Annotated in this window: 21 protein-coding genes; 11 read left to right on the plus strand and 10 right to left on the minus strand. The window is 70.6% G+C overall.

Annotated elements, in window-relative coordinates:
- Positions 1-103: 103 nt before the first annotated feature.
- Both GCE65_RS14905 and GCE65_RS14910 read right to left on the minus strand, forming a co-directional pair.
- Positions 104-3,475: a GH92 family glycosyl hydrolase gene (locus GCE65_RS14905; protein ID WP_153878922.1), complete on the minus strand. Its 3,372-nt coding sequence runs from the start codon at positions 3,473-3,475 to the stop codon at positions 104-106.
- Positions 3,476-4,099: 624 nt separating this feature from the next.
- On the minus strand, positions 4,100-4,510 hold the full coding sequence (locus GCE65_RS14910) for a DUF3151 domain-containing protein (RefSeq protein ID WP_153878923.1): 411 nt from the start codon (positions 4,508-4,510) through the stop codon (positions 4,100-4,102).
- Between the two features lie 417 nt (positions 4,511-4,927).
- On the opposite strand from GCE65_RS14910, the gene GCE65_RS14915 reads away from it, so the two are divergent.
- Entirely contained in the window at positions 4,928-5,224 is a 297-nt protein-coding gene (locus GCE65_RS14915; RefSeq protein WP_153878924.1) for a DUF503 domain-containing protein, read from the plus strand.
- Positions 5,225-5,372: 148 nt separating this feature from the next.
- Here the strand turns inward: GCE65_RS14915 and GCE65_RS14920 are convergent, their stop codons facing one another.
- The gene (locus tag GCE65_RS14920; protein ID WP_153878925.1) at positions 5,373-6,323 is read right to left on the minus strand and encodes a universal stress protein; all 951 of its coding nucleotides are present in this window, start codon (positions 6,321-6,323) and stop codon (positions 5,373-5,375) included.
- Positions 6,324-6,823: 500 nt separating this feature from the next.
- Between GCE65_RS14920 and GCE65_RS14925 the strand changes: the two genes are divergently transcribed.
- From GCE65_RS14925 to GCE65_RS14960, 8 genes are all read left to right on the plus strand, one after another.
- Positions 6,824-8,518, plus strand: coding sequence for an HNH endonuclease signature motif containing protein (locus tag GCE65_RS14925; RefSeq protein ID WP_194928732.1), 1,695 nt, complete (start codon positions 6,824-6,826; stop codon positions 8,516-8,518).
- Positions 8,519-8,625: 107 nt separating this feature from the next.
- Positions 8,626-8,946 (plus strand): transposase, encoded by a 321-nt coding sequence (locus GCE65_RS16340; protein ID WP_194928733.1) that lies wholly within the window; start codon positions 8,626-8,628, stop codon positions 8,944-8,946.
- Positions 8,943-9,827, plus strand: a complete 885-nt coding sequence (locus GCE65_RS14935; RefSeq protein WP_255475278.1) for an IS3 family transposase — start codon at positions 8,943-8,945, stop codon at positions 9,825-9,827. Before GCE65_RS16340 ends, GCE65_RS14935 begins: the two co-directional genes overlap by 4 nt.
- A gap of 132 nt (positions 9,828-9,959) precedes the next feature.
- Complete coding sequence (locus tag GCE65_RS14940; protein ID WP_153876953.1) at positions 9,960-11,285, plus strand: ISL3 family transposase; 1,326 nt, start codon at positions 9,960-9,962, stop codon at positions 11,283-11,285.
- Between the two features lie 210 nt (positions 11,286-11,495).
- The gene (locus GCE65_RS14945) at positions 11,496-12,221 is read left to right on the plus strand and encodes an IclR family transcriptional regulator (protein ID WP_153878928.1); all 726 of its coding nucleotides are present in this window, start codon (positions 11,496-11,498) and stop codon (positions 12,219-12,221) included.
- A gap of 219 nt (positions 12,222-12,440) precedes the next feature.
- The gene (locus tag GCE65_RS14950; RefSeq protein ID WP_153878929.1) at positions 12,441-13,475 is read left to right on the plus strand and encodes a thiamine pyrophosphate-dependent dehydrogenase E1 component subunit alpha; all 1,035 of its coding nucleotides are present in this window, start codon (positions 12,441-12,443) and stop codon (positions 13,473-13,475) included.
- The gene (locus tag GCE65_RS14955) at positions 13,472-14,503 is read left to right on the plus strand and encodes an alpha-ketoacid dehydrogenase subunit beta (protein ID WP_153878930.1); all 1,032 of its coding nucleotides are present in this window, start codon (positions 13,472-13,474) and stop codon (positions 14,501-14,503) included. Before GCE65_RS14950 ends, GCE65_RS14955 begins: the two co-directional genes overlap by 4 nt.
- Complete coding sequence (locus tag GCE65_RS14960; RefSeq protein ID WP_228759995.1) at positions 14,503-14,733, plus strand: lipoyl domain-containing protein; 231 nt, start codon at positions 14,503-14,505, stop codon at positions 14,731-14,733. The genes GCE65_RS14955 and GCE65_RS14960 overlap by 1 nt, the downstream gene beginning before the upstream one ends.
- A gap of 116 nt (positions 14,734-14,849) precedes the next feature.
- Here GCE65_RS14960 and GCE65_RS14965 read toward each other — a convergent pair whose 3' ends face one another.
- The 7 genes from GCE65_RS14965 to GCE65_RS14995 all read right to left on the minus strand — a co-directional run bounded on the left by GCE65_RS14965 (position 14,850) and on the right by GCE65_RS14995 (position 20,294).
- Positions 14,850-15,524: a hypothetical protein gene (locus tag GCE65_RS14965; RefSeq protein WP_228759996.1), complete on the minus strand. Its 675-nt coding sequence runs from the start codon at positions 15,522-15,524 to the stop codon at positions 14,850-14,852.
- A 426-nt stretch (positions 15,525-15,950) separates the two neighbouring features.
- On the minus strand, positions 15,951-16,712 hold the full coding sequence (locus GCE65_RS14970; protein ID WP_153878932.1) for an ABC transporter permease: 762 nt from the start codon (positions 16,710-16,712) through the stop codon (positions 15,951-15,953).
- A complete protein-coding gene (locus GCE65_RS14975) occupies positions 16,709-17,524 on the minus strand; it encodes an ABC transporter ATP-binding protein (protein WP_153878933.1) in 816 nt (271 codons plus the stop codon). The genes GCE65_RS14970 and GCE65_RS14975 overlap by 4 nt, the downstream gene beginning before the upstream one ends.
- The gene (locus GCE65_RS14980; protein WP_152910581.1) at positions 17,521-17,889 is read right to left on the minus strand and encodes a DUF1048 domain-containing protein; all 369 of its coding nucleotides are present in this window, start codon (positions 17,887-17,889) and stop codon (positions 17,521-17,523) included. Before GCE65_RS14980 ends, GCE65_RS14975 begins: the two co-directional genes overlap by 4 nt.
- Positions 17,890-17,891: 2 nt before the next feature.
- Positions 17,892-18,221: a PadR family transcriptional regulator gene (locus GCE65_RS14985; RefSeq protein WP_153878934.1), complete on the minus strand. Its 330-nt coding sequence runs from the start codon at positions 18,219-18,221 to the stop codon at positions 17,892-17,894.
- Positions 18,222-18,525: 304 nt separating this feature from the next.
- The gene (gene fbaA / locus GCE65_RS14990) at positions 18,526-19,545 is read right to left on the minus strand and encodes a class II fructose-bisphosphate aldolase (protein ID WP_153878935.1); all 1,020 of its coding nucleotides are present in this window, start codon (positions 19,543-19,545) and stop codon (positions 18,526-18,528) included.
- 116 nt (positions 19,546-19,661) lie between these two features.
- Positions 19,662-20,294, minus strand: coding sequence for a TrmH family RNA methyltransferase (locus tag GCE65_RS14995; protein WP_228760210.1), 633 nt, complete (start codon positions 20,292-20,294; stop codon positions 19,662-19,664).
- Between the two features lie 147 nt (positions 20,295-20,441).
- Between GCE65_RS14995 and GCE65_RS15000 the strand changes: the two genes are divergently transcribed.
- Together GCE65_RS15000 and GCE65_RS15005 are read left to right on the plus strand one after the other, a co-directional pair.
- Complete coding sequence (locus tag GCE65_RS15000; RefSeq protein ID WP_152910565.1) at positions 20,442-21,209, plus strand: HAD-IIA family hydrolase; 768 nt, start codon at positions 20,442-20,444, stop codon at positions 21,207-21,209.
- Between the two features lie 226 nt (positions 21,210-21,435).
- The gene (locus GCE65_RS15005; RefSeq protein WP_194928734.1) at positions 21,436-22,644 is read left to right on the plus strand and encodes an MFS transporter; all 1,209 of its coding nucleotides are present in this window, start codon (positions 21,436-21,438) and stop codon (positions 22,642-22,644) included.
- Positions 22,645-22,646: the final 2 nt, after the last annotated feature.

Here is a 22,646-nt window from a genome sequence, read left to right on the forward strand (position 1 = left end):
GGGCGGGAAGATGGAGGTGGCTCCCGCCTGGGACAGCGTAGCCGACGGGGCCGACACCCCTGTTGGGATATCGGCCCCGCCGGCCTCGAGCGTCGGGTTCGTCCTACTTATGGACGACGCCCGCTCGCCTCAGCGTCCAGGCGCGCGCCAGCACGCCCGCACCGATGAGGGCGAGCACCGCGAGGAGCGTCGCCCCCACCGGCGCACCGGTGTCGGGCAGCGGATCGGCGCCGGGGTCGGGCGCGTCGGCGCCGTCGGAGCCATCGGTGCCGTCGCCACCGTTAGTGCCGTCGGAACCATCAGCGCCAGCAGCGCTGTCAGTGCCATCAGTGCCATCGGTGCCGTCAGAGCCGTCAGAGCCGTCCGAACCATCGGAACCATCGCTGCCGTCGGAACCGTCGCTGCCGTCAGAGCCGTCGGAACCGTCGCTGCCGTCAGAACCGGCGCTGTCGTCCGAGCCGTCAGCGCCGTCAGAACCATCGGAACCATCGCTGCCGTCAGAACCGGCGCTGTCGTCCGAGCCGTCAGCGCCGTCCGAACCATCGGAACCATCGGTGCCGTCGGTGCCGTCAGAACCATCGCTGCCGTCGGAACCGTCCGAACCATCGCTGCCATCGGAACCATCGGTGCCGTCCGAGCCGTCCGAGCCGTCCGAGCTGTCAGAGCCGTCGGAACCGCCGTCGGCCGGTTCGACCACGACCGAGACCCGGAGGGTCTCCGGCTCGAACGCCGCCGGCGCGAACGCGGGGGTGTCGAGGCCGCTGCTCACGGTGAGCACGCCCTCATGGGTTCCGGCCTCCTCGAAGCGGGCCGAGGTGGACAGGACCCACGCCCCGTCCTGGCCTGCGACCGTGACTGGGGACGTGTCCCCGGTGCTCCACTCGATCGTGCCCTCGACGGGCACCGCGCCGTCCGCCGGCGCCGGGCCGGAGATCACCGACACGCCCGCGCGGGCGAGGTCCGCGGTCAGGTCCTCCCCCGCCGTGGCGGCCAGGTCCCCGTCGACCAGCCCGGTCAGCTCGAGTTCGGCTCGGAGCGGATCGGAGACCGACGGGATCCGGTCTGCGGGGGCCGTTCCCCAGGTGAGCCCCTCGGGGCTCTCGCTCAGCGTGAACTCGAGCCGGGCGCCGTCCTGAAGCTCGCTCACATCCACCCACGTCGCGGAGTGATCCACGCCGTCGACGGTGAGGGAGGAGATGTAGCGCGGCTCGCTCGAGCTCGCCCCGGGAGCGGCGATCTCGATCGTCGCACCGTTGTCGAGCGTCACGGTCGCCGCCTCGACCCGCGGCGCGTTGAGCGCCATGATCCCCGAGCCGGGCTGCACCGGGTAGATGCCGAGGGAGGCGAGCACGTACCAGGAGGACATGGTGCCGAGGTCGTCGTTGCCGACTCCGCCGCCCGGGGTGTTCGGGAACCGGTTGAGCTGGGAGGCGAGCACGTCGCCCGCCTTGGCGGGCTGGCCGACGTAGTTGTACAGCCACGGCGTTCCGAGCATGGGCTCGTTGCCGGGGTTGTAGCCGATGCTCGAGTAGTAGTCGCTGCCGCCGCGGGCCCACGTCGACGGCGAGGCGCCCGGGTTCTCCCGCAGGGCGGGGATGTTCACGTAGTAGTCGAGCCGCTCGACGAACGACTCCTCACCGCCCATGGCCTCGATGAGGCCGGTCACGTCCTGGGGAACCATCCACTGGTAGTGCCAGGGCGTGCCCTCGTGGAAGCCGCTCTGCTGCACGCTCGACTTCTCGGGGGCGGAGACGAACTCACCCGCGGGGGTCACGGCGTTGACGACACCGGTGAATCCGCCGGTGAGGGAGACCTCGGGGTTCCACAGCCTCGCCCAGTTCGTGCCGCGCTCGAGGAACGCGTCCGCGTCGGCATCGTGCCCGGTGCGGTAGGCGGCCGCGCCGATCGCGGCGTCCGAGTGGGCGAACTCCATGGTCGCCGAGCCGCCGTGGCGGTACTCCTCGTACTCCTGGCCGAGGCCCGGCTCGTTCTCGAAGTAGAACGGGATGTGGCCGTTCTCGAGGTAGAACTCGGCGCTCTGACGCCCGGGGGAGTCGACGTCGGCGGGCGGCGCGGTCGTGGCGTTCTCGACCAGGTAGTCCCAGAACTCCTCGGCGATGTCGTCCGGCACGGTCCCGAGCGCGAAGTTCTCCGCGACCCAGGGGCTGGCCGGGTCGCCGGCCATCACCGTGGTCTCGACCATGTCGAGCGACCAGCGGGGAAGCCAGCCGCCCTCGACGCGGGCCCGGTACATCGACCGGGCGATGTCGGTGGCGCGGTCGTGCTCGAACAGCCCGTGCACCGTGGCCTGGGTCCGGTAGGTGTCCCACAGGGAGAAGCGCTGGTAGTACGTCCAGCCGTCGGCCTGGTGCACCTCGGCGTCGAGGCCGCGGTAGCGCCCGTCGACGTCGCTGCCGATGATCGGCGACAGCAGGCTCTTGTACGCCTGGGTGTAGAAGATCGGCAGCTGGTCCTCGTCGGGCATCGTGACGTCGAAGCGGCCGAGCGCCTCGTTCCACGCGCCGACGGCCTGCGCGTGGGCCTCGTCGAAGCTGACGCGCTCGCCGCCGGAGACGCCCTCGGCCTCGCGGTTGGCGCGGGCCCCGTCGAGGTCGACGAAGGAGACCCCGACCGTCAGCTCCACCGTGTCGTCGGTGCTCGTGTCGAACGTCGCCACCGCGCCGTTGTTCCCGCCGGCGACCTCACTCGACTCACTGCCGGCGTTGTAGCCGCCTTCGTTGCCCCATGTTCCGACGCTCTCGGCGTCACGGTCGAAGGTGGCGCTGAAGTAGTAGGTGGTCTTCGGGGTGCCCCAGCAGAAGCCGCTCGTGGTGAGCTGCCCCTCGACGGTGCGGTCGTCGACCCAGGTGATGCTGCTCTCGTGGGTCGAGTTGAGGGTCTGGCCCACGTTGATCGAGACGTGACCGCTGTCCCCCTCGCCGAACGTGTAGCGGTGCACGCCCGTGCGTTCGGTGGCGGTGAGTTCGGCGGTCACGTCGTTCTCGAGGAGGGCCGTGTAGTAGCCGGCGCTCGCCCGCTCGGTCTCCGCCTGGTTCTTCAGGCCGAGGAACCGCTTGGTGGTGATCGGCACCTCGGTCGTGCTCGGGGTGACGAGCACCTCCCCGGCGGCCGGGCAGCCCGCGCTGTTGACGTGGCGGTGGCTGAAGCCCCACACCCGGCCGGCGCGGTTGCTGTAGGAGGTCGATCCGTACGTGCTCGTGTTGTCCGGGCTCAGCTGCACCATCCCGAACGGGACGACGGCGCCCGGGTAGGCGTTGCCCTCGTCCTCCGTTCCCACGAACGGGTTGACGAGGCCCGCGTAGTCCCCGTCGTCGACCGTAGCCGCGCTCGTCGCCGGCGCGAGCACCACGCCGGCGACGCCGGTGGCGGCCAGGCCGAGGGCCGCGATCACTGCGAGTCCGCGCCGCCGGATACCGGCGCCCGGCGGGCTCGATTCGGAATATGAATAACCCACTACTGATCTCTCCTCAACACTGAGGCGACGTCGTCGCCTGATTCTGACAACGATATCAGGCCCGATCGGGGCCGCTCGTCGAGGCCGCCCGTCGAGGCCGCCCGTCGAGGCCTCGGCGGCGAGCCTCGGGATCGCCCCGTCATCGGCCTATGGACGACGCCCGGCCGGCCGAGCGTCCGGGCGCGCCTCCGCGTGCCCAGCCGGCTCGAGCGCCCAGCCGACCCGGGCGTCCGGCGGGCCCGGGCGCGCCGTGTCCCGGTTCGCGGCGTCGCCGGTGGTGTCCGGGCGGCCCGAGCGCACGGGCGAGACCTGCCGCGGCGCTCGACGGCCCGGTACCACCTGGGCTCGCCTCCGCGCGCCCGGGAGACGCCTACACCTGCTGCTCCTGGCGCCCCTCGAACGGGACTCGCCTCCGTGCGCCCGGGAGACGGCTGCTTCGCCAGTCAGTTCATCGTCGACGGCCTGCTCGCCTCCGTGCGCCCGGGAGACGCCTGCTTCGCCAGTCAGTTCATCGTCGACGGCCTGCTCGCCTCCGTGCGCCCGGGCGAGGCGCCGGCCGTCCCCGACTCGGGTGCCGCCGGCAGCCGCGCATCGCCGTTCACGTCAGGCACGGAGGGTGCCGCGTCAGGCGAGGAGGGAAGCTGCCTCCGGGTCGCAGTCACGGGCGAAGATGCGGCACCGCTCGGCCTCGTCGTGCTCGCCGATGGCGGCGGCCGCCGCCTCAAGACTGAGCAGGCAGCTGAGGAATCCCCGGTTCGGCACGTGGCTCGCTGGAACGGGGCCGTGCCCCTTCCAGCCGGAGCGCCGCAGGGCGTCGAGGCCGCGGTGGTACCCGGTGCGGGCGAACGCGTACCCGGCGATCACGTCGTCCTCGGCGAGGGCGGCACGGGCGAGGAGCGACCACGGATACGAGACCGCGGGGTGGGCGGCGGCAACCTCACGGGCGGACCGTCCGGCCGTGAGGTCGGCCCGGGCCGCGGAATCCTCCTCGGCCGGCAGGAGGGTCGGATCGGGGTCACCGAGTAGATTGCGCATCCGGCCATCCTGCCAGGATCCCGCACGAGGCACCCCATCCGCGGGCACCACTTCGGCCGGCACCACGTCGACCGGCACCGCTCCGACCGGTCCCATCCGCCGGCACCGCTCCGGCCGGCCCCATCGGCCGGCGCTGCTTCGGCCGGCCCCATCGGCCGGCACCGCTTCGACCGGCCCCATAGGCCGGCACCACGTCGACCGGCCCCATCAGCCGGCACCGCTTCAGCCAGCGCCGGTTCGAGCGCGCCCATTCGTCGACGGAGCCTCGGGCGCGCCCACCCGTCGGCACCACTTCGGCCGGCCCCATCCGCCGGCACCGCTTCAGCCGGCACCACGTCGACCGGCCCCATCGGTCGGCACCACTTCGGCCGGTCCCATCGGCCGGCGCGGCGATGCCTCGGATGCGATGCTGACTGCATGTGGATCGGTGCGATCGAATTCGACCTGCTGCTCGGCGACGTGCACTCACTCAAGGAGAAGCGGTCGGTGGTGCGGCCCCTCATCGCGGAGGTGCGGCGGCGCTTCGAGGTGAGCGTCGCCGAGGTGGGCCACCTGGACCTGCACCGGCGCGCACTCGTCGGGGCCGCCGCCTGCGCCGCGGACGCCGGCCACGTGGTCGAGGTGATCGACCACCTCGAACGGCTCGTGGCCGCACGGCCCGAGACCGAGCTGCTCAGCGCCCGACGCCGCCTCTTCAACACCGACGACGAGTAGAGCCGCCGCGACTCCTGGACCGAGGGCGACCGGCCGCCGTCCGCACTCGACAACGCAGGGCGCCCGGCCGCCGTCCCAAGTCGACAAGGACGGGCGAGCAGGCGCCGTCCATACTCGACGATGACGAGTGAGCGGGCGCCGTCCCTGCTCAACGCACCACGTACACCGCGCATTCGGCGTGCTGGATCACGTCGCGACTCACCGATCCGAGCATGAGGCTCGCGAAGTCGCCGCGGCCGCGCGCTCCGACCACGATGAGGCTCGCGCCGTCGGCCGCATCGACGATGACCTCCTCCGCCCGCCCCTCGGCGACGACGAGCTCGACCCGGAGACCGGGATGGGCCGACGAGACGTGCTCGGCGGCACGCTCCGCCAGGGCGCTGGCACTCTCGGGGACATCGGTGGCGGGGCGGTCCGCCTGCTCGTTCTCGGCGTGGGCCTTGTTAGTCCACGGGTTGTCCGAGGCGCCTTCGCCCTCGCGGGCGTCGTCCTCGTGGTGGGTGAAGGAACTCCGCCACAGATTCCGGCCCGGGGTGCTCCACGCGACGGCGATCCGCAGGTAGGACTGGGTCGCCGCGGCGAGGCGGGCGGCCTCATCGAGGGCGGTTTCGCCGTTCTCGGAGCCGTCGATCCCCACCACGATGGGGATGTCGGCCGAGGGCAGCGGCCGCAGCGACCCGCGCACCACGGCGACCGGGCACCGGGCGTGCGTGGTCACGTCGAAGGCGACGGATCCCAGCAGCGCCCCGCGCAGCCGGCCCCGACCGCGGTTGCCCACGACGATCAGTTCGGCGCCGTCGGAGTAGTCGACGAGCGCGGCGACGGCGCCGCGTTCGACCCCGGCCGCCTCGACCTCGACCGTGGCCTCCCGACGCGCGATGGCCGCGCCGTCCTCGGCGATCTCCTGGGCGCGCCGCTGCGACATCACGGCCACGCCCGCGCGATAGACCGTGGGGCCCGGATCCTCGAGCCCCGTGGCATGGACCACCAGGAGCGGCACCTGCCGCCGGTTCGCCACGGCGATGGCCCACTGCAACGCGACCCGGCTCTCGTCCGACGCGTCGAAGCCGACGACGACCTTGCCCTGTGCACCGACCATCGCCTGCTACCTCCACGTCATTGTTGGACTCCTGGCCCTGGGCCGGCGAATGCCGGGTCTCATCGCCGAGGAGCTGGGCCCCAGGGTACTCGACGGGCGGCGATCCCGCCCGTGCACCGGCGGCGGCACGCAGGAACTGTGAAGGCCCAGGCGAGGGATCGGCGGCGGTCCGACACGTGCCGTTCGGCGCGTCCGGGAGGACGCCGGCCGGGGCCTCCCGTAGCGCCGCTCCCGCGGCACCCGCACCGGCGCCCCGCAGGGGTGCCCACACCGGCGACATCCGCGCATATCCGCACCTGCGACGTCCGCACAGCGGTGTCCGCGCGGGGCATCCGCGCCGGGGCATCCGCGCCGGGGCATCCGCGCCGGGGCCGACGCTCGCAGCGTTCCCGGCACCACGGGCGAGCGATTCATTCCGATGAGCCCGCCCCCAACCCCTTGTTATCGAACATGCGTTCTAGTACGATGGGGTCATCAGCCACCATCGGAGGTGAATGAGGATGTCGGAGCCACAGCCCACCCAGCCCGCTCGAGGCGGCAGCACGCCCGGCGAGGGCATCGGGGCCGGTGCCGACGACGCCGCCGGCGAGATCGGCGCGGCCCGCGTGGCCGGGCCAGGCAATACCGCCCGCGCGGATGCGGCCGGCAGCACGGCCGGCGCAGCGGTGACAGCGGCCGGCGCAGCAGGCACGACCGCGGATGCGGCCGGTGCAGCAGGCACGACGGTGGCGGCGGCCGGGGCGGTGCTCGAGGGCCTGGAGGTGCTCGCCCAGACGTCCTGGGCGGACCTTCCCGCACCGATGGTGATCGAGCTGGTCGACCAGCTCGAACAGGCCCAACGACGACTCGAGGGCGCCCGGGCCGGGGCCCTGTCCGCGGTCGAGGCCGACGGATCCTGGGCACTGCAGGGAGCCCGGACCTTCACCTCCTGGCTCCGGAACCACTCCGGCGCCGCCGCCGGGGCCACCTCCCGCCGCGTACGTGAATCACGCGCCCTGCGCGACCACCTGCCCGCCACCGCCACCGCCCTGGCCCACGGCCGGATCGGCACCGACCACCTGCGCATCCTCGCCCGCGACGCGACCCGCACCCAGCGACTACGAGACCAACTCACCGACCCCGACCTCGGCGAGACCTTCCTCCTCACCCACGCCCAGACCCTCGACGCCGACCGATTCGCCAAACTCGTCGCCGCCTGGGCCATCCGCACCGACCCCGAGGCCGCCGACCGCGCCTGGCGCGAGGACACCGGCAAGGAAGAACTCTCCCTGGCCCCCACCACCGGCGGCTACCACCTCACCGGCTGGCTCACCACCACCTCCGGACAGGCCCTGGACACAGCCCTGACCGCCCACATGGGCCGCAAGAGCCAAGACGATCAACGCACCCCGAACCAACGCCGCGCCGCCGCCCTGACCGGCCTCGCCCGCGAATCCCTCGACACCGGCACCCACGGCACCTCCGCCCGCATCCGCCCCCACCTGACCGTCACCGTCCCCTGGAACACCCTCCGCGCCCTCACCACGACACACCACCCCGACCAACCCGCCGAACACCACGCCGACCCCGCCGAACCCCACGCCGAATCCGCCGAGCCCCACGGCGACCCCGCCGAACCCCACGGCGACGCCGCTCACTCCGCCGACCCCGCTGACGACGGCGACCACGGCGACCACGGCGACCACGGCGACCACGGCGAGTATTCCCTGGCCACCGGTCTCGACTACGAGGCCCTCCGCGGCCTGGAACCGGCGACGTTCCCCGACGGCACCCCACTGGCGCCCGGGCTCCTGGCCCGCCTGGCATGCGGCTCCCAACTCTCCCGCGTCGTCTTCGGACCCGACTCCACGATCCTGGACGTCGGCCGCGAGAAACGCATCTTCCCCGCCAACCAGGTCCGCGGAATCATCGCCCGAGACCGTCACTGCCAATACCCGGCGTGCGACGAACCACCCGGCTACGGCGAGATCCACCACTCCCGATGGTGGTGGCAACACAACGGCACCACCTCGACCGCCCAGGGCATCCTGCTGTGTTGGCACCACCACGACCTCGTCCACCAACGCGAGATCACCATCACCCGCCGCAGCGGCACCTGGACCTTCACCGACCGCCACGGCCACCCCCTCACCGCGACCCCCCACAGCCACCGCGGCACCACCACCAACCCGCCCGGAGAACCCAGAACCACCTGAGCAACCAAGGATTCAGCCGCACCGATACCACCCGCGACATCAACGCTGGACCGTCCCCGGTTTGGTGGACAGTTGGGTTAGCTGCCGTGGACAAGGGAGGCAGTACAGTGGGATCGACTCGCCGGAGTTTCACGGATGAGTACAAGGCCAGCGCGGTCGCGTTCGTGTTGGACGAGCAGCGGTCTATCGCCGAGGTCGCACGGAATATCGACGTGCACGAGATGACGTTAGGGAAATGGGTGAAGAAGGAACGAGATACGCGGGAGGCGGCCCTGGGTGCGGATGCGTCGTTGTCCGAGTCCGAGCGGGCTGAATTGATCCGGCTGCGGCAGGACTACAAGAACGTGAAGGCGGAGAATGCTCAGTTGCAGATGCAGGTGAGTTTCGCAAAAAAAGTGGCGACCTGGTTCGCGAGCGAACAGCAGTGAAGTTTGCTGCGATCGCGGACTGGGCTGATCAGCAGGAGTACCCGGTGGCGTTCATGTGCCGGCAGCTGGGGGTGTCGCGGGCGGGCTACTACAAGTGGCGTGATGCGCCGCTGAGCGACCGGGCCGTCTACGACGAGCGCCTCAGCGTCCTCATCGCCGGGATCTACGCCAGCGCCCGCGGGAACCCGGGAGTGCGCCGGGTCCGGGCCGGGCTGGCTGCGGCCGGTCACCGCGTCGGCCTCAAGCGAGTGCACCGGTTGATGCAGGCCGCCGGCCTGCAGGGACGCCACCCCCGGGCGTGGAAGCGCACGACGGTCCCCGGTCAGGGGCCGGTGCCGGCACCAGACCTGATCGGGCGCTCGTTCACCGCCGAGGAGGCCGATACCCGCTGGTGCGGCGACATTACGTACGTCAAGACGTGGGAAGGGTGGGCCTACCTGGCCACCGTCATCGACCTGCACTCACGCGCCCTGGTCGGCTGGGCGATCGAGGACCACATGCGCACCGACCTGGTCACCGACGCCCTCGACATGGCACTCAAGACCCGGAAGCCACCCGCCGGTGTCATATTCCACAGTGACCGCGGAACGCAATACACCTCCACCGCCTTCGCCAAATACTGTGAAGACCACAATATCCGCCGCTCCCTGGGCAGGACCGGTGTTTGCTACGACAACGCAGTCTCGGAATCATTCTTCGCGACCTACAAGAAGGAACTCATCCACACCCGCCCCTGGCCGAACCTCACACGACTCCGCAAAGCGACCATCGACTGGATCACGAACTACTACAACACCATCCGTCGGCACTCGACTCTCGGATACTTGACACCCACAGAATATGAACTAGGATATAGGAACATCAACGAATTGGCAGCCTAATTCGCCTGTCTACTAAAGCGGCTCTTCGTGGTTCGTGGTGAAAGTGGCCCGCGCGTCGTAGGCGTGTGAGGGCTCGTGGTCCTGCTGTGATGGGTGTTGCGAGACATCCACAAGAGCAGAGGACCACGAGCTATGGACGAGTTTACTGGCTCGCAGCGTGATGCTGCGAGCACGATCTTCAATCTGTCTGACTACCGTGTCATCGACGCGATCGATCTTCCCGGCGGAGGCCGTCGGGTCGTGATCGAGTCACTCGCCCCGCCTGGCTGCCCGGCGTGTGGTGTGATCGCGGTGAAGATCCATTCCCGGCGCCGGCAGCGTCTGCGTGATCTGCCGATCGCGGGTGCGGTCGAGGTGTGGTGGGCCAAGCGGCGCTGGTTCTGCCGGGAAGAGCTGTGCGGGCGTGGCACGTTCGCCGAGTCCACCATCCAGGTCCCCAGGTTCGCCCGGTCCACTACGCGGCTGAAGAATCAGGTCGTGGCCGCGGTGGTCGACTCCGGTCGAGCCGCCAGCGAGGTTGCCCGCGCTCACGGGGTCTCATGGTGGCTGGTCCAATCGGCGCTGGCTGCCGCGGCGCTCGTCCTACCCGCCGCCGACGACTGGGTCGTGACGCGCTTGGGCATCGATGAGCACCGGTACCGGTCCGTGCGGTTCTTCCGTGATGAGCACGGGGCCTGGCGCCGGTTCGAGCCGTGGATGACGACCCTGGTCGACCTGGCCACAGGACAGGTCCTGGGCATCGTCGATGGCCGCGACAGCACGGGCGTGGGCGCGTGGCTCAGCGCCCGCCCACAGTCATGGCGGGACCGTATCGAGGTCGTCGCGATCGACCCCTCGGCCGCGTTCCGTAAGGCCCTGCGCGAGCACCTGCCCCACGCCGCGGTCTCGGTCGACAAGTTCCACCTCGTCAAACTCGCAGGCGACATGCTCACCAAGGTCCGCCAGCGCCTCGCCCGAGACCAGCACGGCCGCCGCGGGCGCAAGAGCGACGCGTCCTGGGCACACCGGATGCTGCTGCTGCGGGGCGCCGATACGCTGTCCCCGCGTGGCTGGGCCAGGCTGGAGAAGGTCTTCACCGACGATGACCCCACGGATGAGCTCTCCGCCGCGTGGGGCGTCAAGGAGCAGCTCCGCCGCCTCCTCGGCGCTGATACCCTCGCCCAGGCGTGGCAAGAGCGGATGAGACTGGGTCACTACGTCCAGACCGCGAACATGGCCGAGACCGACCGCCTCTACGAGACCATCGTGACCTGGTGGGAGGCCATCGAAGTCCTCATCGTCACCGGCGCCACGACCGCGAAGGTCGAAGCCGCGAACACCACGATCAAGAACATCAAACGCACCGGCCGCGGATTCAGGAACTCCGCCAACTACAAGGCCCGTATACTCCTGGCCAGCGCCGCTCGAGCAGCAGCGCGAACACCAATCACAGCAGGCCTTTCACCACGAACCGCGTAGAGCCACTAAAGCGGGAACACTCCACGCCGCACGAGCATGCTCCTGGACGGCCACAGCCGACCTCACCCGGAACCTCGCGGTCCGAACACCGGCTGCTACGCGGGCGTCCCTCCGTGAGGCGCGCCGGCGTTCCCGGACCTTTCAGGTGAGTCGCGTCGGGACCGCGACACGGGATGGACTCGATGAATAGACTCGCCTTCGGAGGTTCGGTTGACGAAGCCCACTCTGATCCACTCGGTCGTCCGCGCTCTCAGCCTGCTCGACGCGGTCGGGACTTCGGTCGTGCCACTGACGGCGAAGCAGCTCGCTCGACGCACGACCGTGCCGCTGAGCACCACCTATCACCTGCTGCGCACACTCGTGCACGAGGGCTACCTCGCCTGCTTCCAGGGCGGCTACGTGCTCGGGAGCGAGGTCTATGCGCTCCGGAGCCCGACCGGAATCGACGCACGCCGCGCCCGGGAAGCACTCACCGACCTCCACAACGATTCCGGCGCCGCCGCCTACCTGGCGGCCCTGCGAGGTGAGGAGATCTGGATCGTCGACATCATCGACGACCCGACCACACCGCGGGTCGACCTGTGGGTAGGCCTGCACGAGGCGGCCCATGCGACAGCACTCGGGAAGGCGATCCTGCGTGCCATGGCGCCGGCACAGCGGAGCGAATACCTCGGCCGTCACCGGCTCGCCGACCTCACGCCACACACGATCACGAACCCGCGGCGGCTCCTGAACGAAGTCACCCATGCCGAATTCGCCGTGGACAACCAGGAGTACGCCGTCGGCACGAGCTGCCTCGCGCTCCCGGTGCCGTCGACGAGCTGGACCGCCGCCGTCGCGATCTCGCTGCCCGCGACACGGGCAGGCGACCTCGGTCGCCATGCCGTCAGGATGCGCCGGGCCGCCACCCGCATCGCCCTCGACACCGCCGCCTGACGCCGTCTCCACCGCCGGCCTGCGCGCAGCCCCGAGCCGCCACCCACCAGCCCACGGCCTCGGGCGGCCTCGGGCATCACCGAGGGTCATCGGGCGACCCGGCCCGGCCGCCCCACGGGTCCAGCCCAGCAGATTATGACCATGTGAAATCCGACCCCTTGCGCCCGCGCGTGATCCTCCTCACAGTGGAGGGATACACGTCTGCCGAAGGAGGCACCCATGTCGTCGCAGGTCGCTTCACCTCCCCCGCCGCCCTCGGATCCGCCTCCCGATGACGTCCGCCGGGACCTCTTCACCACGATGGTGCTCTCCCGCACCTACGAGGAGGCGATCCTGCGGGAGTATCACGCCGACAAGGGGCCGGGCTTCGATATCGGCAAGGGACTGGTGCCCGGCGAGATGCACCTGTCCGCGGGCCAGGAACCCGTCGCGGCCGGGGTCTGCGCCCACCTGAGACCCGATGACGCCCTGACCGCGACGCACCGGCCACACCATCTCGCCATCGCCAAGGGCGTCGACCTCGACCGCATGACGGCGGAGATCTTCGGCCGGGAGGACGGCCTGGGACGGGGCCGCGGCGGCCACATGCACCTCTTCGATCCCGCGGTGCACTTCTCCTGCTCGGGCATCGTGGCCGAGGGACTCCCCCCGGCGCTCGGGCAGGCGTTCGCCTTTCAGCGCCGGGGCACCGACGCCGTCGCCGTCGCCGTCATGGGAGAGGGGGCCGCGAACTCGGGCGCGTTCCACGAATCCCTCAACCTCGCCGCGTTGTGGACGCTGCCCGTCATCTTCGTGATCGAGGACAACGACTGGGGCATCTCGGTGCCCCGCAGCGCCTCCACGTCGGTGCCCTCGAACGCCGTACGGGCCGCCGGCTACGGCATCCCCGGCGAGACGATCGAGGGCAATGACGTCGACGCCGTCCACGCGGCTGCGGGTCGCGCCGTCGCCCGCGCGCGCGCCGGCGAGGGTCCGAGCCTGCTCGAGATCCGCACCCTGCGCCTCTGGGGCCACTTCGAGGGCGACGCCCAGGGCTACCGACCCGACCTCGACACGGTGCCCGAGCACGATCCACTGCCCCGCTACGAACAGCGGCTGCGCGACGCCGGAATCCTCGACGACATCTCCGTCAAGCAGGCCTACGCCGACGCAACCGACGTCGTCGAGGCGGCGATCGACTACGCCAAGTCCAGCCCGATACCCGACCCCGCCGACGTGCACAAGTACGTCTTCGCCGAGGAGGCCACACGATGACCGCCGCCGACACGAGCTCGGCGCCCACCCGCCGTCTCAACACCTCCAAGGCGATGGTCGAGGCCATCGCGGCCGAGATGGAGGTGAACTCCGAGGTGTTCTACATGGGCGAGGACGTCGGCGCCTACGGCGGCATCTTCGGCTCGACGACCGGCCTGCTCGAGCGATTCGGGCCGAGCCGCATCATCGACACCCCCATCTCCGAGACGGCGTTCATCGGCCTGGGCATCGGCGCCGCCGTCGAGGGGATGCGCCCGATCGTCGAGCTCATGTTCGCCGATTTCGTGGGCGTGTGCCTCGACCAGATCTACAACCACATGGCCAAGATCCACTACTTCTCCGGCGGGAACGTCACAGTGCCGATGGTGCTCACGGCGGCCGTCGGTGGCGGCTATGCCGACGGCGGCCAGCATTCCCAGACCCTGTGGGGCACGTTCGCGCACCTGCCCGGTATGAAGGTCGTGGCGCCCTCGAATCCGGCGGACGCCAAGGGCCTCATGACCGCCGCGATCCGCGACGACTCACCGGTCGTGTACATGTTCCACAAGGGCGTCATGGGGCTGCCGTGGATGGCGAAGAACCCCCGCTCCATCGGGCCCGTGCCCGACGGCGAGCACATCGTTCCGATCGGGCGGGCGGCCATCCCGCGGGAGGGGACCGACATCACCGTCGTCACGCTGTCCCTCTCGGTGCATCACGCGCTCGACGTCGCGGAGAAGCTCGCCGGCGAGGGCACGAGCGTCGAGGTGATCGACCTGCGCTCGATCGTCCCACTCGACCGGGAGGCGATCCTCGCCTCGGTCGCCAAGACCGGCCGGCTCGTGGTCGTCGACGAGGACTACCTCTCCTTCGGGCTCTCCGGGGAGGTCGCCGCCACCATCACGGACGTCGATCCCGGGCTGCTCAAGGCGCCCGTGCGCCGGGTCGCGCTCCCTGACCTGCCGATCCCGTACGCCCACGGGCTCGAGTACGCCGCGCTCCCCCGCCCGGAGCGGATCGAGGCCGCGATCCGGGAGGTGCTCGACTGATGGAGGTCACGTTCCCGGAGCTGAGCCGGGAGAATCCGGACACCGAGGGCGTGCTCGCGACGTGGTACGTCGGCGACGGCGAGCAGGTCGCCGCGGGCCAGCTCCTCGCCGACGCCCAGGTCGACAAGGTGGACGCCGAGGTCACGGCCCCGTCGGCGGGCACCGTGCACCTGCTCGTGGCGGAAGGCGAGGCGGTGGTCCAGGGCCGGCCGATCGCCCGGATCGACTAGATGAGGTCGGCGGCTCGTACGATTGCACGAGCCGCCGGTCGACAGTACGATTGGGAGTGCCTCCCGTTACGACGGGTCAGGAAGAAGGCCTTAGAACCCCAGCCGGACGACTGGATCTAGGGCCTTTCGCTTTCCCCGGTGGCAAGCGAATCCGCCGTGTGCTTGTGGATGAGCAGCGTGTCCGCCAGCTCCTCCAGGTGCCTGGCTTCGCCCCGCGCATCGGCGTTTATGGCTCCAAGGACCGCATCGGGGATCCAGAGCAGTGGCTCATCGCCACCGCGCTGGTGCTGGATCCGCAACGACCGGTCCAGACCTTGCCCCTGAAGTGCAACGATGTGCGCACGATCCTGCCCGTCCTGGGTGGGGGTTCGGGTCTCGAGGATCAGGTCGTTCACGTCCATCTCGCTCATCTCGTAGTAGACGGCTTCGAGGCACTTCCGCCGATACCGCTCGATCCTTCGCGTGCGCACATCGAGGGGCCTAACGACAACGTTCATGGGGTGGAGGCTGGAGACGGCGGCAACGATCTTGCGCTTGCGCCGGTCACTCTCATCGCTCCAATGGAGCTTGATCTGTCCAGGGAGCAGCAGCTTCTTCAGTTCGTCACGAACTGCGTCACACTCATCTGCCTGGAGGAGTGCCGCACAGACCAAGTACTCCTGACGCTCCGGAGTGCGGACCGTCGATGATTCGTCGACGAATGCCCGGATCGCCGAACCTCGCTCCTCTGCGACCAGGGTGATCAACCTACTCATGAGGCACCCGGCCAGGTGATTGGTCGCGGTCGACATCCGTACCATGAGGCTTCAGCAATTGCGCGCGCCCACCGCTGACCTGGGTGGAGTGACGCGCTTGACACCGGAGTAGCGCGAGATAGATCGCGGCGGGAGATGCTCCCGCCAAGCCGGGGACTCCGCTGATCATGAACGGGACAGTACCGGGAATCACCATCGCCGATTCGGTTCGTCGACGGTCGCCGCTTGTCGCCCTGTACGCGATAGTCAGATGCATCCTGAGACAGCTGGCTACGGCGCCTGCTCCGATCCCATGAGATGCCCGATCGGCGGTGAGCACCAACACCGAGCGCGCACCCTGCCCAACCTGCGCGACTCTACGGATCTCAGGCAGTCACTCTTGACCGAGCACGCGGGCACCGTGCACCTGCTCGTGGCGGAAGGCGAGGCGGTGGTCCAGGGCCGGCCGATCGCTCGGATCGACTAACGCGAGCGTCGCCGGTACAGCCGGGCGGCGAGGAGGGAGGCGAGTGCGGTCAGAGCGACGAGCCAGGCGAGCGCCGTCCAGATCTCCCCGCCGACGCTCTGCTGCGCGAACAGCGCGCGGAGCGAGTCGGCGACCGCCGTCACCGGCTGATGCTGGGCGAACCACGCGACCGGGGCGGGCATCGACTCGGTCGGCACGAACGCGGAGCTGACGAAGGCGAGCAGGACGATCGGGTAGCTGAACGCGCTCGCACCGTCGACCGTCTTGGCCGAGAGCCCGGCGATCACGGCGATCCACGTGAGCGCGACCGTGACGAGCACGAGGATGCCCACGATCGCCAACCACGCCCCGATCGAGGCGCCGGTACGAAAGCCCATGAGCAGGGCGACTCCCGTGACGAGCACGAGCGAGGCGAGGTTGGCGGCGACCGAGGTGAGCACGGGCGCCCAGAGCACGCTCGAGCGCGAGATCGGCATCGAGCGGAACCGTTCGAGGATCCCGCCCTGCAGGTCGAGGAAGAGCCGGTAGGCCGTGTAGGCGACCCCGAACGCGATGGTCATGAGCAGCACGCCGGGCAGCAGGTACTCGACGTAGGACGCGGCGGCGCCGGTCTCGAGGGCGCCGCCGAGCACGTAGACGAACAGCAGCATGATCCCGACCGGCATGACGGCCGTGGTGATGATCGTGTCGGGGCTGCGCAGGATGTGGCGCAGCGACCGGCCGGTGAGCACGGCGGTGTCGCCGAGGGCGTGGGTCATGACGCGCCTCCCTCCGGCGCGTGGGCGGGCTCGGTCGCGGCCTCGCCCGGGCCGACACTCGAGCCCTGCCCGATCAGGGCGAAGAAGATCTCCTCGAGGGAGGGTCGGCGCTCGACGTACTCGACGGTGGCGGCCGGCAGGAGCGCCCGGAGCTCGGCGAGGGAGCCCTCCCGGATGATCGTTCCCTCGTGCAGGATCGCGATGCGGTCGGCGAGCTGCTCGGCCTCGGCCAGGTCCTGGGTCGTGAGGAGCACGGTGGTGCCGCGGCCGGCGAGGGCTCGGATCGCCTCCCACACCTCGAGCCGGGCCTGGGGGTCGAGACCGGTGGTGGGCTCGTCGAGGAACACGACGGGCGGGTCCCCGATGAGGCTCATCGCGAGGTCGAGCCGGCGGCGCATCCCGCCGGAGTAGGTGGCCGCCCGCCGGTCGGCGGCGCCGGTGAGCGAGAACCGCTCGAGCAGGCCCGCGGCGATGGCCCCGGGGTTCGGCAGGTGCCGCAGCCGGGCCACGAGCACGAGGTTCTCCCGCCCGGTGAGCACGCCGTCCACCGCCGCGAACTGGCCGATGAGGCTGATGGCCTCACGCACCCGGCCCGGCTCGGCGCCCACGTCGAACCCGGCCACGCTCGCCCGCCCCGCGTCGTACCGGATGAGGGTCGACAGGATGCTCACGAGCGTCGTCTTTCCCGCGCCGTTGGGGCCGAGCAGGGCGAGGATGCCGCCCCGCTCGAGCGTGAGGTCCACGCCGCGGAGCACAGGGACGTCGCCGTAGGACTTCTCGAGGCCGCTCGCCTCGATCATCGCCGCGGTCATGGCCGCCACGCCCGCGTCGCGTCGTCGACCGCCGCCTGGAGGCGGGCCCGCTCCTTGTCGATCCAGCGGGCACCGCCGTAGGCGAGCGTGAAGGTCTCCGCGAATTCGACCGGGTCGTCCCCGACGATCGCGACGATCGGCGCGTGATCGATCGCGGCCCGCTCCCACAGGTCGGCGAAGTCCTCGAGCATCCGCACGAGGGTGTCGCCGTCGGTCACGCCGCCGAAGCGCATGAGGTAGCGCTCGAACGCCCGCACCGTGGCCCGGTACGGCTCGGGCAGGGCCGCGACGCGGTCCTTGTACACCCGGTACTGCTTCTTCTGTTCGAGGGGCCCCGTGAGCACCTCGATCCACCGTGCGGCCATGGTCACCGCTCTCCTTCGTGGAGCTGGTCGAGCCGGTCCGAGAGGAAGCTCCACGTCCTCCAGAACTCTTCGAGGTAGTCGCGCCCCCGTGCGTTGAGCGAGTAGACCTTGCGCGGCGGCCCCTTCTCCGAGGGGACCTTCTCGACGTCCACGAGACCGCGGCGTTCGACCCGCACGAGCAGTGCGTAGATCGTGCCCTCGGCGATGTCCTCGAAGCCGCGCTCGCGCAGCTCGGCCGTGATGTCGTACCCGTGCGCGGGCCGCCCGGAGAGGATCGCGAGCACGATTCCCTCGAGGATGCCCTTGAGCATCTCGGTCAGCTGCCCGTTCATCGAACCCCGCTTACTACTCAGCGATAATGACTACTGGTAGATAGTATCGCTGAGTACCGGCCGCGACAAGCCCCCGTGCTCGACGCTGCGCCACCTGCGCCCATCCACGGCCGCCCGCCCGATCCATCGGCCGGCCCGGCCACTCACGCCGACCACCCACGCCCGGCCACCCACACGGGGCCGTCCACGCCCGGCCACCCACGCGGGGCGCGCCCGCCCACGGCGGCCGAGCTGCGTCGTCCCCACGCATTGAGGGCGGGCACCCCACCACGGGGTACCCGCCCTCAGGCGCTTTCGGTGAGCGTCAGGCCTTCGTGCCCGCGCTCCGCAGCTGCCGGCACGCCTCGACGATCCGGGCGGCCATGCCGGCCTCGGCCAGCTTGCCCCAGGCGCGCGGGTCGTAGGCCTTCTTGTTGCCGACCTCGCCGTCGATCTTGAGCACGCCGTCGTAGTTCTTGAACATGTGCGTCACCACGGGGCGGGTGAACGCGTACTGGGTGTCGGTGTCGACGTTCATCTTGATCACACCGTTGTCGACCGCCTCGGCGATCTCCTCGGCCGAGGAGCCGGAGCCGCCGTGGAACACGAGGTCGAACGGGTTCTCCTTGCCGAGCTCGGCACCGACGGCGGCCTGGATCTCGCCCAGGAGCGCGGGACGCAGCTTGACGGCGCCCGGCTTGTACACGCCGTGGACGTTCCCGAAGGTCAGGGCCGTGAGGTAGCGGCCCTTCTCGCCCGAGCCGAGCGCACGCACGGTGGCCAGGCCGTCCTCGACGGTCGTGTAGAGCTTCTCGTTGATCTCGGCCTCGTGGCCGTCCTCCTCGCCACCGACGACGCCGACCTCGATCTCGAGGAGCGTGCGGGCGGCCTGGCTCAGCTCGAGCAGCTCCGCCGCGATCACGAGGTTCTCCTCGAGCGGGATGTTCGAGCCGTCGAACATGTGCGACTGGAAGGTCGGGTTCTTACCGGCCTTGACCTCGTCGACCTCGAGCTCGAGGAGCGGGCGCACCCAGGAGTCCAGGTTCTGCTTGGTGCAGTGGTCGGTGTGCAGCGCCACCGTGATCGGGTAGTTCTTCGCCACCTCGGCGGCGTAGGCCGCGAGCGCGCGCGTGCCGGCGACGCGGTTCTTGATCGTGGAGCCGGAGGCGTACTCGCCGCCGCCGACCGACACCTGCAGGATGCCGTCGGACTCGGCCTCGGCGAAGCCCTGGAGGGCTGCGGTGATGGTCTGCGAGGAGGTGATGTTGATGGCCGGGTAGGCGAACTTGCCTGCCTTCGCCCGGTCCAGCATGTCGGCGTACTGCTCGGGGGTTGCGATACCCATGGGGCCCTCTCAGTCGTGGGATGGGGGAATGCGAAGATTCGCCCCATTCTCCCATGAGCGCGCGCGTGGGCACCAACCGCTCGTATCCGCGTATGGACGACGCCCGCTCGCCCTGATCAGGAGTCCTCGCCGTGTTGGAGCATCCACGCCCACATGGCGATCCCGGCGGCCGCGCCGGCGTTGATCGAGCGGGTGGAGCCGTGCTGGGTGATGTGGAGCAGTTCGGCCGAGGCCTCGACGATCTCCCGGCTCAGCCCGGCCCCCTCCTCGCCGAAGACGAGCACGGCCTGCCGCGGCAGCGCCCGGTGCTCGAGCGGGACCGATCCGGGCAGGATGTCGATGCCGAGCACCACCCGGTCCGCGTCGCGCGCCCAGGCGAGGAAGTGCTCGACGTCGGGGTGGTGGAACACGTGCAGGTACCGGTCGGTGACCATCGCGCCGCGGCGGTTCCAGCGGCGCCGGCCGATGATGTGCACGGCGGCCACGTTGAACGCGTTCGCGGTGCGTACGACCGACCCGATATTGAAGTCCCGGCCCCAGTTCTCGATGGCGACGTGCAGCGGGGACCGGCGCGTGTCCAGGTCCGCGACGATCGCGGCCATGGTCCAGTACCGGTAGCGGTCGGCGACGTTGCGGCGGTCGCCGTGGGCGAGCAGGTCCCGGTCGTAGCGGGGATCCTCCGGCCACTCCGGCGGGCCGCCGGGCCACGGACCGACGCCGACCTCACGCTCGGGTTCAGCGGCAGACACCGGCTCAGCGGTCGGATCGGGCTCGACGGCCTGCTCGGGCTCGACGGTCGGGTGTGAGGATGACACGGCTCCAGTATGGCGACGTGCCTGCCGGCGCCCGCCCCCGTGGGGCTGGGTGGTCTCGATCGGCACCTCTAAGCTGGGGTCATGACGATCACAGCGTGGCTCACGGACATGGACGGCGTGCTCGTGCACGAATCGGTCGCCCTGCCGGGCGCTCCGGAATTCATCGCCCGGCTGCGCGAGCGGGAGGTCCCCTTCCAGATCCTCACGAACAACTCGATCTTCACGCCGCGCGACCTGGCGGCCCGGCTGCGGTCCTCGGGCATCGACGTCGACGAGTCCTCGCTGTGGACCTCGGCCCTCGCTACGGCCCGATTCCTCGCCGACCAGGCCGCCGGCGGCTCCGCCTACGTCATCGGTGAGGCCGGCCTGACCACCGCGCTGTACGAGCAGGGGTACATCCTCACCGATCACGACCCGGACTTCGTGGTGCTCGGGGAGACCCGCACCTACTCCTTCGAGGCGATCACCACGGCCATCCGGCTCATCGCCCGCGGGGCGCGCTTCATCGCCACGAACCCGGACGTCACCGGCCCCTCGCGGGAGGGGCCGCTGCCGGCGACCGGCTCGGTGGCGGCGATGATCACGGCGGCGACCGGGCGCCGTCCCTACTTCGTGGGCAAGCCGAACCCGGTGATGATCCGCACCGCGATGAACCGCATCTCCGCCCATTCCGAGCACACGGCCATGATCGGCGACCGGATGGACACCGACATCGTGGCCGGGATGGAGGCCGGGCTGCGCACCTACCTCGTGCTCACCGGCTCCACGAACGCCGAGGACGTCGGCCGCTTCCCGTACCGACCGAGCGAGATCCACCCGGGGATCGCGGACTTCATCGACCACATCTGACCCGGCTCGGCCGGTTCGTCCGGGCGTCGGGGCCGCCGCCCACGGCCGGCACGTGACGCATCACTCAGCATCCTCGCGGTTGCCATCGGGCCGGGATACGGGGTGGCCACCTAGAATGGCGAAGAGCAGTCGCCGCCCGCGTTCCCTCGCGTGGCCCTGTTCTCGCGCCCAGTCGTCCACGCCGCTCGCGTGGGCCCGCGCCCCGTGAATGCCGAGGAGTTCGCCCGTGCCCATCGCCATCCTGGCTCTTGCCCTGGGATCCTTCGGGATCGGCACCACCGAGTTCGTGATCATGGGCATGTTGCCCCAGGTGGGCGGAGATCTCGGCGTGGACGTGGCGACCGCCGGGCAGTACGTGTCCAGCTATGCGATCGGTGTGGTCGTCGGGGCGCCGCTGTTGACTGCCGCCACGGTGCGCCTTCCGCGCCGCTGGACGCTCGTCGGACTGCTCGGACTCTTCGTAGTGGGCAATCTGCTTTCCGCGCTCGCGCCCGGGCACCTGGCGTTGCTGGCCACCCGCTTCCTCACCGGTCTGCCGCACGGCGCGTTCTTCGGGGTGGCGGTGTTGGTGGCGGCCTCGCTCGTCGGCCCGCACCGGCGGGGCCGGGCGATGGCGACGGTGCTGCTCGGGCTGAGCGTCGCGAACGTCGTCGGCGTGCCGTCCGGCACGTACATCGCCCAGCAGTTCGGGTGGCGGTGGACCTTCGGGGCGATCGCGTTGATCGGTCTGGCGGCGATGACGGTAGTGGCGGCGTTCGCGCCGCGCCAGGACCCCGCCGCCGCCTCAACGGGGTCGATCCGTGCCGAGCTCGGCGCGTTTGCCAGGCCGCAGGTGCTGCTGACGCTGGCCGTCGTCGTCTTCGGCCTCGGGGGCCTGTTCGCCAGCTACAGCTACGTGGCCCCGATGCTCACCGCCGTCACCGGCCTGGCCGATTCCACCGTGCCCTGGGTGCTCGTGCTCGTGGGGATCGGGATGACCGCCGGATCCCTCGTCGGGGGACGGCTGGCCGACCTCTCCACCCTGGGCACGCTGGCGGCCGGGCTGGCGCTCGTCGTGGCCGTGCTGCTGGGACTCGCGGTGTTCCTCGCCAGCGCACCCGCCGCGATCGCGCTGCTGTTCCTGCTGGGCTTCGCGAGCCTGGGGATGGGGCCGGCGATCCAAATGCGTGTCATCGACCACGCCGGCGGGGCCCCGACCATCGTCTCGGCCGGCGTGCAGTCGGCGTTCAACATGGCCAATACGATCGGCGCCTGGCTGGGCGGAGCCGTGATCGCCGCCGGTGCCGGACTGCGCGCCCCGAACGTCGTCGGCGCCGCGCTCGCGCTGACCGGGCTGCTGTTCCTCGCCGGCTCCGCAGTGCTCGAGATCCGCGAGCGCCGGACGACGGCCGCCCGGGTGGCGGCGGGCGGGCAGCAGCCGGTGCCGGTGGGATAGCG

The organism is Pseudactinotalea sp. HY158, assembly GCF_009660225.1.
Classification (GTDB): domain Bacteria; phylum Actinomycetota; class Actinomycetes; order Actinomycetales; family Beutenbergiaceae; genus HY158.

Excerpts from the sequence above, each read along its gene's own strand:
- GCE65_RS14910 (WP_153878923.1), bottom strand. The coding sequence starts at position 4,510 with ATGCGCAATCTACTCGGTGACCCCGATCCGACCCTCCTGCCGGCCGAG.
- GCE65_RS14915 (WP_153878924.1), top strand. The coding sequence starts at position 4,928 with ATGTGGATCGGTGCGATCGAATTCGACCTGCTGCTCGGCGACGTGCAC.
- GCE65_RS14920 (WP_153878925.1), bottom strand. The coding sequence starts at position 6,323 with ATGGTCGGTGCACAGGGCAAGGTCGTCGTCGGCTTCGACGCGTCGGAC.
- GCE65_RS14925 (WP_194928732.1), top strand. The coding sequence starts at position 6,824 with ATGTCGGAGCCACAGCCCACCCAGCCCGCTCGAGGCGGCAGCACGCCC.
- GCE65_RS14940 (WP_153876953.1), top strand. The coding sequence starts at position 9,960 with ATGGACGAGTTTACTGGCTCGCAGCGTGATGCTGCGAGCACGATCTTC.
- GCE65_RS14950 (WP_153878929.1), top strand. The coding sequence starts at position 12,441 with ATGTCGTCGCAGGTCGCTTCACCTCCCCCGCCGCCCTCGGATCCGCCT.
- GCE65_RS14955 (WP_153878930.1), top strand. The coding sequence starts at position 13,472 with ATGACCGCCGCCGACACGAGCTCGGCGCCCACCCGCCGTCTCAACACC.
- GCE65_RS14960 (WP_228759995.1), top strand. The coding sequence starts at position 14,503 with ATGGAGGTCACGTTCCCGGAGCTGAGCCGGGAGAATCCGGACACCGAG.
- GCE65_RS14965 (WP_228759996.1), bottom strand. The coding sequence starts at position 15,524 with ATGTCGACCGCGACCAATCACCTGGCCGGGTGCCTCATGAGTAGGTTG.
- GCE65_RS14970 (WP_153878932.1), bottom strand. The coding sequence starts at position 16,712 with ATGACCCACGCCCTCGGCGACACCGCCGTGCTCACCGGCCGGTCGCTG.
- GCE65_RS14975 (WP_153878933.1), bottom strand. The coding sequence starts at position 17,524 with ATGACCGCGGCGATGATCGAGGCGAGCGGCCTCGAGAAGTCCTACGGC.
- GCE65_RS14980 (WP_152910581.1), bottom strand. The coding sequence starts at position 17,889 with ATGGCCGCACGGTGGATCGAGGTGCTCACGGGGCCCCTCGAACAGAAG.
- GCE65_RS14985 (WP_153878934.1), bottom strand. The coding sequence starts at position 18,221 with ATGAACGGGCAGCTGACCGAGATGCTCAAGGGCATCCTCGAGGGAATC.
- fbaA (WP_153878935.1), bottom strand. The coding sequence starts at position 19,545 with ATGGGTATCGCAACCCCCGAGCAGTACGCCGACATGCTGGACCGGGCG.
- GCE65_RS15000 (WP_152910565.1), top strand. The coding sequence starts at position 20,442 with ATGACGATCACAGCGTGGCTCACGGACATGGACGGCGTGCTCGTGCAC.